General features: G+C 58.2%; 10 protein-coding genes. 9 read left to right on the forward strand and 1 reads right to left on the reverse strand.

Features of this window, described 5'->3' with window-relative positions:
• The first annotated feature begins 85 nt into the window (after positions 1-85).
• The 5 genes from dxs to QK300_RS03805 are packed head-to-tail and all read left to right on the forward strand — an operon-like array spanning position 86 to position 6,226.
• The gene (gene dxs / locus QK300_RS03785; RefSeq protein WP_281300340.1) at positions 86-2,014 is read left to right on the forward strand and encodes a 1-deoxy-D-xylulose-5-phosphate synthase; all 1,929 of its coding nucleotides are present in this window, start codon (positions 86-88) and stop codon (positions 2,012-2,014) included.
• 31 nt (positions 2,015-2,045) lie between these two features.
• Positions 2,046-2,792: a TlyA family RNA methyltransferase gene (locus QK300_RS03790; protein WP_281300339.1), complete on the forward strand. Its 747-nt coding sequence runs from the start codon at positions 2,046-2,048 to the stop codon at positions 2,790-2,792.
• Positions 2,782-4,161, forward strand: a complete 1,380-nt coding sequence (locus QK300_RS03795; protein ID WP_281300338.1) for a hypothetical protein — start codon at positions 2,782-2,784, stop codon at positions 4,159-4,161. Before QK300_RS03790 ends, QK300_RS03795 begins: the two co-directional genes overlap by 11 nt.
• A gap of 20 nt (positions 4,162-4,181) precedes the next feature.
• A complete protein-coding gene (locus tag QK300_RS03800; protein WP_281300337.1) occupies positions 4,182-4,640 on the forward strand; it encodes a TIGR01244 family sulfur transferase in 459 nt (152 codons plus the stop codon).
• Positions 4,641-4,681: 41 nt separating this feature from the next.
• Positions 4,682-6,226 (forward strand): phospholipase D-like domain-containing protein, encoded by a 1,545-nt coding sequence (locus tag QK300_RS03805; protein WP_281300336.1) that lies wholly within the window; start codon positions 4,682-4,684, stop codon positions 6,224-6,226.
• Here QK300_RS03805 and kynU read toward each other — a convergent pair.
• Positions 6,221-7,477, reverse strand: coding sequence for a kynureninase (gene kynU, locus QK300_RS03810; RefSeq protein WP_281300335.1), 1,257 nt, complete (start codon positions 7,475-7,477; stop codon positions 6,221-6,223). The genes QK300_RS03805 and kynU overlap by 6 nt on opposite strands.
• 187 nt (positions 7,478-7,664) lie before the next feature.
• Between kynU and QK300_RS03815 the strand changes: the two genes are divergently transcribed.
• From QK300_RS03815 to rmuC, 4 genes are all read left to right on the forward strand, one after another.
• The gene (locus tag QK300_RS03815; RefSeq protein ID WP_281300334.1) at positions 7,665-8,690 is read left to right on the forward strand and encodes an amidoligase family protein; all 1,026 of its coding nucleotides are present in this window, start codon (positions 7,665-7,667) and stop codon (positions 8,688-8,690) included.
• A complete protein-coding gene (locus QK300_RS03820) occupies positions 8,687-9,415 on the forward strand; it encodes a gamma-glutamyl-gamma-aminobutyrate hydrolase family protein (RefSeq protein ID WP_281300333.1) in 729 nt (242 codons plus the stop codon). Before QK300_RS03815 ends, QK300_RS03820 begins: the two co-directional genes overlap by 4 nt.
• A gap of 11 nt (positions 9,416-9,426) precedes the next feature.
• A complete protein-coding gene (pgi, locus tag QK300_RS03825; RefSeq protein WP_281300332.1) occupies positions 9,427-11,106 on the forward strand; it encodes a glucose-6-phosphate isomerase in 1,680 nt (559 codons plus the stop codon).
• A gap of 102 nt (positions 11,107-11,208) precedes the next feature.
• Positions 11,209-12,708: a DNA recombination protein RmuC gene (gene rmuC, locus QK300_RS03830; RefSeq protein ID WP_281300331.1), complete on the forward strand. Its 1,500-nt coding sequence runs from the start codon at positions 11,209-11,211 to the stop codon at positions 12,706-12,708.
• The last annotated feature ends 76 nt before the right edge of the window (positions 12,709-12,784 follow it).

Here is a 12,784-nt window from a genome sequence, read left to right on the forward strand (position 1 = left end):
GGTCGACCGGTTATTCAGCCGACTTTAAAAGCCCATGAGATTGCAGAAGAAACGGCCCATAAATAGAGAATACAGGTGAATTGACGTGTCCAGGAAGCCCGAAACCCCGCTGCTCGACAAGGTTCATGTTCCCGCTGATCTGCGGTCATTGAAGCCCAATCAGTTGAAAGATGTGGCAGATGAATTGCGCGCTGAAATGATTTCGGCGGTCTCGACCACGGGTGGGCATTTCGGCTCCGGCCTTGGGGTGGTGGAACTGACCGTGGCCCTGCATTATGTGTTCAACACCCCTGATGACAAGCTGATCTGGGATGTGGGCCATCAATGCTATCCTCATAAAATTCTGACCGGTCGGCGGGATCGCATTCGCACCCTGCGTCAGGGCGGCGGCCTTTCGGGTTTTACCAAGCGGTCGGAAAGCGAATATGATCCCTTTGGGGCGGCCCATTCATCGACCTCGATCTCGGCGGCCATCGGCATGGCGGTGGCCAATCGCTTTGCCGGAAAAGCGGATAAATCCATTGCGGTGATCGGCGATGGCGCGATGAGCGCGGGCATGGCTTATGAAGCGATGAACAATGCGGGCGAGGCGGGTAATCGGCTCGTGGTCATCCTCAATGATAATGATATGTCGATTGCCCCACCCGTGGGGGCGATGAGTGCCTATCTGAGCCGGGTTTTGTCATCGCGGGAATATCTGTCGATCCGTGATATTGGCCGGTCGATCTTCAAACGCCTGCCAAAGCCGCTTGGGGATACGGCGCGCCGGGCCGAGGAATATGCCCGGGGGCTGGCCACCGGCGGCACCTTGTTTGAAGAAATGGGCTTTTATTATATCGGCCCCATTGATGGCCATAATATGGATCATCTGCTGCCGGTTCTCGAAAATGTGCGGGATGCAAAAGAAGGCCCGATTCTGGTCCATGTGGTGACCGAAAAAGGGCGTGGCCATCCCTTTGGCAAGGCAGCGGCGGATAAATATCATGCCGTTCCAAAATTCGATGTGGTCACCGGCGAACTGAAAAAATCCGCCTCGAACGCCCCCCAATATACCAAGGTTTTCGCCAATGCTCTGGTGCAGGAAGCCGAAAAGGACGAGCGGGTCGTGGCCATCAGCGCGGCCATGCCATCGGGCACCGGGCTTGATATTTTTGGCAAGAAATTTCCCGACCGCAGCTTTGATGTGGGCATTGCCGAACAACATGCGGTGACCTTTGCCGCCGGGATGGCAGCCGAGGGCATGAGGCCCTTTGCGGCGATTTATTCCACCTTTTTGCAGCGCGCCTATGATCAATTGGTGCATGATGTGGCGATTCAGAAGCTGCCCGTGCGCTTTGCCATTGATCGCGCGGGGCTGGTGGGATCGGATGGGCAAACCCATGCCGGTTCTTTTGATGTGACCTATCTTTCAACCCTGCCCAATATGATCGTGATGGCGGCGGGCGATGAAGCCGATCTGATGCATATGGTGTCCACCGCTGCGGCCTATGATGAGGGGCCCATGGCCTTTCGCTATCCCCGGGGCGAGGGATTGGGCGTAGAACTGCCGGCATTCGGTTCGCCCCTGGAAATTGGCAAGGGCCGCATTTTGAAGGAAGGCTCGAAAGTCGCCATCCTGTCATTGGGTGGCCGCTTGGGCGAGGCGCTGAAGGCGGCGCAGGAGCTTGATCTGCGGGGATTATCCACTACGGTTGCGGATGCCCGCTTTGCCAAGCCCCTTGATCAGGCGCTGATCCGGGATCTGGCCGCCCATCATGAGGTTCTGATCACCATCGAGGAAGGATCGATCGGCGGTTTTGGCTCCCATGTTCTGGAATATCTTTCCGCTGAAGGGCTTTTGGATGGCGGCAGCTTCAAATTGCGGACGATGAAACTGCCCGATCTGTTCCAGGAACACGATACCCCGGAAAAGCAATATGAACAGGCGCGGCTCACCGCTCCTTATATTGTTGAACTGGCCATGCGCACTTTGGGGCGCAATGATCTGGAAGATGCGCATAAGGCCATGGCCTGATCCCGGTGATGAAGGCCGGGGCTGAGGACGGATGAAACCAGGAAAAACCCGCGCCGATGTGGCCCTTGTGGATCGCGGTCTGGTCGAAAGCCGGGCGAAAGCGCAGGCGCTTTTGATGGCCGGTCTGGTTTTTTCAAAAGAGGCGCGGATCACCAAGGCCGGGCAGATGATCGGCGATGATCAGCCCCTTGAGGTGCGCGGCCAGCCCCATCCATGGGTTTCCCGGGGTGGGGTGAAGCTTGCCCATGGGATGGCGGCATTCGGCCTCACGGCAGACGGGCTGACGGCGATTGATGTTGGGGCCTCTACCGGCGGGTTCAGCGATGTGTTGCGTCAGGCGGGGGCGGCCAAAATCTATGCCGTCGATGTGGGGCATGGGCAATTGGCCTGGTCCTTGCGCAGTGATCCGCGCATCATCGTGATGGAGCGCACCAATGCCCGCCATCTGGATCAGGCGCTGATCCCCGAACCGGTGGATATTGTGGTGTGCGATGCCAGCTTCATCGGCCTTGAAACGGTTTTGCCCGCTGCTTTGTCGCTTTGTCGGCCCGGGGCGTGGCTGCTGGCCTTGATCAAGCCGCAATTCGAGGTGGGCAAAGGCCGGGTGGGCGCGAAAGGCGTGGTGCGCGATCCGGCCTTGCATGATGAGGTGTGTGCGCGGATAAAGGCATGGCTTCAATCGCTCGATGGCTGGCAGGTTCTGGGGATCAGCGAAAGCCCGATTACCGGCCCCGAGGGCAACAAGGAATTTCTCATTGCCGCACGCTATGACGGATAAGCCAAAAGGCCGAAAAAGCCCCTCATCCAAAGCCGCGAAACCCAAAGCCGCGAAACCCAAAGCCATGAAATCCAAGGCTGCCCCATCCCAAACCGCCTCAGCAAAGGGGCGGCCCATGCGCTTGCGGATCGACCGGATCGGGGCGCAGGGGGATGGGATCGCCCAAACCGGCAATGGCCCCGTTTTCGTGCCCTTTACCCTTGCGGGCGATGAGATCGATGCGTGGCTGGAACCCGGCCCCCGGGGCACCATCCGCGCCCAGATGGAGGGCCTGATCACCGCCGGGCCGGGGCGTCAGGACGCCCCCTGCCGCCATCATGGGCAATGCGGGGGGTGCAGCCTTCAGCATCTGGATGCCGATCTTTATGCCCGCTGGGTGGCGGATCGCGTGCAGATGGCGATGGCCCAGCATGGCTTGGGGGATTGCCCGATGGCCCCGCCGCAGATCAGCCCGCCGGGCAGCCGACGGCGGCTTTCCCTGAAGGCCATGCGCACCAGCCGGGGTGTTTTACTGGGATTTGCCATGCGCCAAAGCCATCATCTGGTGGATGTGCGCCAGTGCCCGGTGGCGCGGCCCTCGCTGGTGGCCCTGTTCAAGCCCCTGCGCGCTTTGCTGCACGATCTGATGCCTTTGCGCGCGGCTTCGGTGATCAGCCTGACCGAAGCGCATAATGGTCTTGATCTGGTGATCGATGGCGGGATCGCCCCCGGGCTTTCCATGCGCGAGGCTTTGGCCGCTTTCGCCCAAAGCCATGATATCGCCAGCCTTCATGTGATGGAGGATGGTTTATGCGATCCGGTGGCGGTCAATCGCCGGGTCGAAATGGTGTTTGATGGCATCCCCGTACCTCTGCCGCCCGGGGGCTTCATTCAGGCCACGGCTGAGGGCGAAGCGGCGCTTTGTGCTTTGATGCTGGAATGGCTGGAGGGCGCACAAAATTGTGTGGATCTGTTTGCCGGGATCGGCACCTTCAGCTTTCCCCTGGCCCGGCGGGCGCGGGTGCTGGCGGTTGAAGGGGCGCGCACGGCTCTTGATGCCTTGCAAAGCGGGGTGAATAAAGCGCCCCATTTGAAAGGGCTGACGGCACTGCATCGTGATCTGTTTCGTCGGCCTTTATCGGCGGCGGAGCTTGCCCCCTTTGATGGCCTGATCATCGATCCTCCGCGCGCCGGGGCCGTGGCCCAGATGGGGGAAATCGCCAAAAGCGGGGTGCGAACGGTGGTGGCTTTTTCCTGTAATCCCAACAGCTTTGCCCGGGATGCCCGGATTTTGGTGGATGGTGGCTATCAATTATGTCAGATCAGGCCGGTGGATCAGTTTTTATGGTCACCCCATGTGGAATTGGCGGCCTTGTTTACCAAAGACTGAAAACTGGAAAAGGATAATCTATGACCGATTTTCGAACCCTTGATCCCGATTTTTATGTGGCGGCGCAAATTGATCGCGATGATCTGCTGGCGGCGCGCGATAATGGGGTGCGGCTGGTGATCTGCAATCGCCCGGATGGCGAGGATGAAGGCCAGCCCGATGCGCAGACGGTGGCAGAGTGGGCCAAAGATTTGGGGCTTTCTTTTGTGCATCTGCCAATCAGCGGCGGCCGTTTCGGACCCGAAACAGTAGCGGCCATGCAAAAAACACTGGATGAAGATGTCAAAAAGGGCGAGGCTGTTCTGGCCTATTGCCGTTCGGGCACCCGGTCCGCCACCCTGTGGGCGCTGGCAAGCGTGGCATCGGGGCGGCAAAGCGCGGATCAGGTGATCGCTCTGGCGCAGACGGCGGGCTATGATCTCAAGCCTTTAAGCCAGATCCTGCATGGCCTTGGCTCTGGGAATAACTCTAAAAACTAAGGGATCAGGCAGCAGGGACGACATAAGGCACCGCAATAGAGATGATCAGCGATATCGCATCCTTTCTTCTGGCCTTTGCCCTTATTGGCGCATCTTTTGCGGCAAGTCTGCATATCCTGCTGACCAAAACCGATGTGCGGGCCGCCATTGGCTGGATGGCGATCCTGTGGCTGGTGCCGGGGATCGGGGCCTTTGGCTATCTTGTTCTGGGGGTGAACCGCATCCAGCGCAAGGCCGAGCAGGCCCGCCAGCACAAGCTGGGGCTTAGCCTTGCCGAACAAAGGCGCTATGGTGCGGTGGCGGTCCGTGTGCCCGATGATCATCGATCAGATGCCCCTGATCTGCCATCGGGCCCGGCGATTGCGCCCGCTGCTCTGCCTCATTTCGATGCCACTGCGGCCCCGCGCTTTGTGGCCCATGCCCGCCTTGCCCGGGCGGTGACGGGGATGGCCCTGATGGGGGGGAATGAGGCCGAAATGCTGGTGAATGGCGATGAAGCCTATCCCGCCATGCTCGATGCAATGGCCAAAGCGCGGCATCGGATTGCCCTTTCTACCTATATTTTTGAATGGGATTGTGTGGGCCGGGCTTTTGCCGATGCCCTGAAAGCGGCGCAGGATCGCGGGGTTGCGGTTTATGTGATCATCGATGCGATGGGCAGTTTCCGGGTGGATCGCCATTTGCGGGCCATGGGGATCAGGGTTTTGGCCTTCAATAAGCTGAGCCCATTGCATCTGGCCTTTCTCAATTTACGGACCCACCGAAAGCTGCTTTTGGTGGATGAGGATCTGGTTTTCACGGGGGGGATGAATATCCGTGATGTGCATCAATCCGGCGGCAAAACCGGGCTTTTATCCCAGGATGTGATGTTTCGCATCCAAGGCCCGATTGCTGCGCAATTTGCCCATGTTTTTGCCGAAGACTGGCGCTTTGCCGGGGGCGAAAGCTTAAGCAAGGGGGACAATCCGGCGGGCGATTTATGGAAAGCCCCAACCCTTGATCAAAAAATGAAGGGGGGCGATGATTTGGGGCGAAAGCATGCGGTGATGCGCCTTGCCCCCGATGGCCCGGATGGTAATTTTTCAAGGGCCGGCTGGATTTTTGAAAGCGCGCTTTCGGTGGCCCGCCGGTCGGTGCGGATCGCAACCCCCTATTTCCTGCCCGATATCAACATCCTGAGCGCTTTATCCCAGGCCGCCCTGCGCGGTGTGGTGGTGGATATCGTGCTGCCCCGGGTCAGCAATTATCGGGTTTTGGGCTGGGCATCGGAAGCGTTGTTTGCGCCCCTGCTATCATGCGGGGTGCGGCTTTATCAAACGCCACCCCCCCTTGATCATGCGAAAATCATGGTGGTGGATGATTATTGGGCGATGATCGGCTCCACCAATTGGGATGCCCGCAGCCTGCGTTTGAATTTCGAGCTCAATCTGGAAATTTATGATGCCCATTTCGCCCGCAGGCTGGATCAGTTTCTCCTTGATCGCATCGAAAAAGCCGAGGCGGTGACCGGGCCATCGGTGGCGGCCTTTTCCCTGCCGCGTATCCTGCGCAATCGGGCCATGTGGCTGATGAGCCCCTATCTATAAGCCGCCATCCGCCAAAGCCTGGGGGCTGACACAACATTCGCTGTTCAAGATCATGGCGGCATCATAGGCATCGATATAGCGGCAATAAAGGGCGGCAAAACCAAAGCGCATGATATCGGGCGGGCGGAAATCCACCACCACCCCGCGGGCGGCAAGGCGGCCAGCGATGGCCCGGGCATTGGGATGCGCCAGCGCCACATGGCAGCCCCGTGCCCCCCTTTTGGTGGGGGAGAGCACGCAAAGATCGGCATGGCGGGCGAGGAGCGATAAAAACACATCACATAGTGCCTGCCCCTTTTCAAAAAGAGCTTCCAAATCCACTTCGGAAAAGAGTGTGAGCGCCTGATGAAGGGCGCTTAAACCCAGAATGGGCGGTGTGCCACAGGCAAAGCGCTGGATATCGGGGGCGGGTTCATAGCCGGGGGCAAAGGCAAAGGGATCGCGATGCCCCATCCAGCCCGCCAGGGGATTATCGAGTCCGTTTTGCAAGGCTTTCGCCACATAAAGAAAAGCCGGGGCCCCCGGCCCGCCATTGAGAAATTTATAGCCGCAGCCCACGGCCAGATCTGCCCTGCTCTGATGCAGATCAACAGCAACAGCCCCCACGGAATGCGATAGATCCCATAAGCACAAGGCCCCTTTTTGATGGGCGGCGGCGCTGAGATTGGCCATATCATGGGCGCGGGCGGTGCGAAAATTGACATGGGTGAGCGCCAGCAGCGCCACATCCTCGTCAAGGGCTTCGATCAGATGGTCAGCGGAAACGGTGCGCAGATGGATCGGCCGCCCGGCAAGGGAGGCCAGCCGCGCCAGACCATCAAACATATAGAGATCGGTCGGGAAATTGCCCTCTTCCGATAGGATCACCGAGCGATCAGGGCGGGCCAGCAGCGCCGCTGCCGCCAGCTTGAACAGATTGATGGAGGTGCTGTCGCAGGCGATCACCTCATCTTCATCCGCCCCGATCAAAGGGGCAATCAGCGCCCCGGTTTTGAGAGGCAGATCCATCCAGCCTTCCGACCATCCGGCAATCAGCCGATCCCCCCATTGCTGCCGGGTCACTTCGCCCAGATGCGCCGCCACCCCCCGGGGCAGGGCGCCCAGGGAATTGCCATCGAGATAAATCAGCCCGCCGGGCAGATCGAACCGCCGCCGCATCATTATCAGGGGATCGGCCTGATCCATTGCTTCGATCTGCGCGCGGGTGGGCAGATCGGGGCCAGAATCGGAATCGGGGCGCTCCGCAATCATGATCGCTTTATCCTGATCGGTTGGGGGGTCAGTCAGAGTATCATTGTTTTGATCGGGCCGGATTTGTGCGGGCCTGTCAAGTCGGTGGTCTTGATTGTCGCTTTTTATGTCATCATGATTGCTGATCTTAGAGTTGGAAGGTTCCATCCCATCAGCGAACCATAATCAAGAAGGAGCTAGCCCCAGCGTGGCCGAGAAACCCCATCATGCCGAACATGCCGATTTGCCCGAACTCGGCCTGCCGCCCCAGCTTTATACCGAAAGCGGCGAGGAGCGGCGGCTGGGGGTTGAGATCGAATTTGGCGATCTTTCGATTAAAACGACGGGCGCGATCATCACCTCGCTTTATGGGGGCAAGATCAAAATCGATGATCCCTATCGCCTGAATGTGGAGAATACCCGGCTGGGCGATTTTCTGGTGGAATTGGATGCCGTTTATGCCCATCCCCAGCGCCCGACGCCAAAATCCGATGAGGATGGACTTTCCGCCAAAGAGAACCCCAGGAAGCCGGAATTTCTGGATTTGATCGCTGAAACCATTGGCGATCTCAGCAAATCATGGGTGCCGATGGAAATCGCCTGCCCGCCGGTGGCGATCCGCAGCCTGCCCGCCCTTGAAACGCTGGTAAAGGCTTTGCGGGATTATGGTGCCACCGGCACCGGGCGGCAGATTTATTATGCCTTTGGCTGCCAGCTCAATCCCGAACTGGCCAGCCTAGAAATCGGCCATGTTTTGGGCCAGTTCAAGGCATGGCTTTTGCTCGAGGATTGGATGCGGGAGAAAGCAGGGCAGGATCTGTCGCGCCGGCTCACCGCTTTTGCCAATCCCTTTCCGCGCGATTATGCCTGCCATGTTCTGGCAGATCGCCGCCCGCCCCAATGGGATCAGTTTGTTGAAGATTATCTGCGCGAAAATGCCACCCGCAATCGCGATCTGGATATGCTGCCGCTGTTTGCCCATATCGATGAAGATTATGTAAAATCTTTGGGAGATGTGCGGATCAAGGCCCGCCCCACTTTTCATTATCGGGTTCCCGATAGCCGGGTGGATGAACCGGGCTGGTGCCTCACCACCTTGTGGAATGATTGGTTGCGGGTGGAAAATCTGGCCGCTGATCGCCCGATGACCGAGGCGATGACCCGGAAATTTTTAGCAAAAAGCTGGACCCGCAGCCAATGGGCGGATGAGGTGAGCCGATGGATCGCGCCATGATGGCGCGCGATCAGCGTCCGCGCATCGGGGTGACGACATCAGCCCGGGGCGGCTGGTGGATGTGGATGTTCAATCGCTTCAGCCTGTGGCGGGCAGGGGCGCGGGCGGTGCGCATCCATCCCGATAGCCCTTGTGATCTCGATGATCTGCAAGGGCTTTTGGTGGGGGGCGGCGATGATATCGGCGTGGGGCTTTATCATGCCCAGCCCGAACCGATGATCGCCATCGATCCCGCCCGGGATGATCTGGAATGCGGGCTGGTGCGAAAGGCCCATGAAAGGGCAATGCCCGTGCTGGGGGTATGCCGGGGGGCACAGATGATCAATGTGGCTTTTGGGGGCAGTTTGCATCGCGATATTCATGATGTTTATCGCTCAGCCCCGCGTTTGCGGACCGTTTTGCCCCGAAAAAGGGTGCATCTTGATCCCCAAAGCCGGTTGGCGGCGATGCTGCGGGGGCAGCGCTTTCGGGTCAATGCCCTGCATCGTCAATCGATTGATCGGCTGGGGCAGGATTTGGTGGCGGTGGGCCATGATCATCATCAGATCATTCAGGCCATCGAGACCACGCGATCGGATCGATTTTGCTTTGGTGTGCAGTGGCATCCCGAATTTTTGATTTTCAATCCGCATCACAAAGCGCTGTTTGGGGCCTTGGCCAAAGCGGCACGGTGCTATACCCATGGGCATGAATCACAAGGGGCTGATAGGATCACCAAGCGATAAGGAACTTTTTCATGTCTGATCTCACATCTTCCGGCGCATGGACATCGCTGGCCGCGCATCGAGACGCGCTTGGCGACCAAAAGATCATCGATCTGTTTCAAAGCGAGCCGGATCGGGCCACCCGCATGTGGATCGAAAACAAGGGGCTGGCGCTGGATTATTCCAAAAATCGGGCGAGTGCCGAGACCATGCGTCTGCTTTTTGCCTTGGCACGATCCCGCAGGCTTGAAGAATGGCGTGATCGGATGTTTGAAGGCGAGCCGATCAATGGAACCGAGCATCGTGCGGTTTTGCACAGCGCCCTCCGCGCGGGAAGCGATCAGATCATCAAGATCGATGGCGAAAATATCATGGAACTGGTCACCGCCGAGCTTGCCCGCATGAAGGATTTTGTGCACGCCGTGCATGAAGGACGCTGGCGCGGCCACAGCGGCAAGCCCATCGATACCATTGTGAATATTGGGATTGGCGGCTCGCATCTGGGGCCGCAGGCGGCGATGGAGGCCCTTTCGGCCCATGCTGTTCCGGGCATCCGCACCCATTTCGTGTCTAATGTTGATGCCCATGATATCGCCCCGGTTCTGGCCGGGATCGATCCTGAAACCGTGCTGTTTGTGATTGCATCGAAAACCTTCACGACCCAGGAAACCATGACCAACGCGATGACCGCACGGCGCTGGCTGGTGGCCAAAATGGGCGGGGATGAAGGGGCGGTGGCGCATCATTTCGTGGCGCTATCCACCAATGCCCGGGCGGTGGCCGATTTTGGCATCGATAGCGGCAATGTCTTTCACTTCTGGGATTGGGTGGGGGGCCGCTATTCCTTGTGGTCGGCCATTGGTTTGAGCCTGGCTCTGGGCATTGGTTGGGAGAATTTCTCGCAGATGCTGGCGGGGGGTCGGGCGATGGACCGGCATTTCCAAGCCGCCCCGCTGGAGCGCAATATGCCCGTTGTGATGGGGCTTTTGGGGCTGTGGTACAGCAATTTCATGGGGGCCGAAACTTATGCCGTGCTGCCCTATGATCAGCGGCTTGATCGTTTTGTCGATCATTTGCAGCAGCTTGATATGGAAAGCAATGGCAAGCGCGTGAATCGCGAGGGCGCGCCGGTGGATTATACCACCGGGCCGGTGATCTGGGGGCGTACGGGCACCAATGGCCAGCATGCCTTTTACCAGCTTATCCATCAGGGCACGCGGCTGATTCCGGCGGATTTCATCGCCATTTTAAAGGCCGATCATGATCATCTCGATCATCATCGGATTTTATTGTCAAATGTTCTGGCACAAACCGAAGCTTTGATGATCGGCAAATCCACCGATAAGGTTTTGGCCGATCTGCTGGCGCAGGGGCTTTCAAAGGAAAAGGCGGCGCTTTTGGCCCCGCATAAAAGCTTCCCCGGCAATATCCCCACCAACAGCCTGTTGCTCGACCGCCTCGATCCCTTTCATTTCGGGCAGCTTCTGGCGCTTTATGAGCATAAGGTTTTTGTGCAGGGGGTGATCTGGAACATCAATTCCTTCGATCAATGGGGGGTGGAACTAGGCAAGGTTCTGGCCAAAACCACTCTGGCCGATTTGTCCGGCACAGGGCCGATCACGGGTCATGATCCCTCCACCAATCATCTGGCGATGATCATGCGTGAAACCCTCGATGCGGCGGCTGATAAGAAGGGGGCTGATAGCGATTAAAAAAAGCCTGAAGGGCGGTTTGGACATTTTGCACATTCGGCCTTTGCAATCTCCCTGATTTTCTTCTAGCATGTTCGCCTTGTGTTCTTGTTAGGATGTTTCATGCCGGATCTGATGCTCGATAGCCTGTTGCCTGCGCTTTTGGGGTTGCTTGTGGGGGCGGCTCTTGTGGCGCTGATGGGCCATAAAGGGCGGCAGAGCCTTACGGGCAAAATCAGGGAGCGGGATGAAGCTTTGCAGCAGGCCGATTTCGCGGTGCGGCAGGTGAAAGATCAGGAAAAACGTGTTGGCGAACAGGCCGATAAGCTGGAAGCGGCTTTGCAGGCGGCCAATGATAAGCTGGTAACGGCGAAAGCGGAACTGGCGGCGCAGGAGGCCCGGATGGCGGAGCGCGAACGGGCGGTTGAACAAGAGCGCCTGTCGCTCGTTAGCCTGCGCGGGGCATTGGAAGAAAAATTCAAGATTCTGGCCCATGAAAGCCTGGAAGCCAGCCAGAAATCCTTTCTGCTGCGGGCCGAAGAAACCTTGAAAACCTATAAAGTGGCCGCCGATGGTGATTTGAGCGCCCGGCACAAAGCCATTGAAACCCTGCTCAAGCCCATGCAAGACAGCCTAAAGCGCTATGAGGACAATCTGGGGGCCATCGAAAAAGCCCGCACCGAGGCTTATGGCAGCTTGAATAGTGAATTGAAAAATGTGCTGCAAGCCCAGGATGGCGTGCGCAGTGAAACGGCCAAGCTGGTGAATGCCTTGCGCGCCCAGCCCAAAACCCGTGGCCGCTGGGGCGAACATCAGTTGCAAAGGGTGATGGAGCTTGCCGGGATGAGCGAGCATGTGGATTTCGACACCCAAAGCAGCTTTGTCGATGAAGATCAAAAGCGCCTGATCCCCGATGCGATCATCCGCCTGCCGGGGGATCGCACCATTGTGGTGGATGCCAAAACATCCCTGTCGGCCTATTTCGATGCCATTGAAGCGGTGGATGAGCTGAGCCGCGAGACTTTTCTGGCAAAACATGCCCGCGAAATCCGCACCCATATGAAAGCTTTGGGGCAGAAATCCTATTGGCAAAATCTGAAGGACAGCCCCGATTTCGTCGCCATGTTCATTCCCGGTGAAAATTTTTATGCCGCCGCCATCGAACGCGATCCCGATTTGTTTGAGGATGCGATCAGAAGCCATGTGCTGATCGTGACCCCCACCACCCTGATCGCTTTGGCGAAAGCCGTGGCCTATGGCTGGCGGCAGGAAGCCATGGCGGAAAATGCCCGCCATGTGGCGCAGCTTGGCCATGATCTTTATGAACGCCTGTCGGTGATGGGGGGGCATGTGGCCAATACCGGAAAGCATCTGGAGCGCGCCGTGGGGTCTTATAATGCCATGGTGGGAAGCCTTGAACGCTCGGTGATGTCGCAAGCCCGGAAATTCGAGGATTTAAAGGTTGATCATACCGGCAAGGATCTGCCCGAACTGACGCCGGTCCTCACCGAAGCGCGGGCACTTGCCGCCCATGAATTCAAAGAGGCCCTGGCCGATGAAAGCGCCAAGAAAACCACGAATGCGGAGGCGACCGGGGAAAACAAGCTGGTGCACAGATCATGATCGGGGCTTTGATCGGGCCCTGATTGTTTCATCATGCGAACCAATTATTTTCGATCAGGGGCCTTTGCTTCGAACA

The organism is Iodidimonas sp. MBR-22 (genome assembly GCF_029946565.1).
GTDB lineage: Bacteria > Pseudomonadota > Alphaproteobacteria > Sphingomonadales > Rhodothalassiaceae > Iodidimonas > Iodidimonas nitroreducens.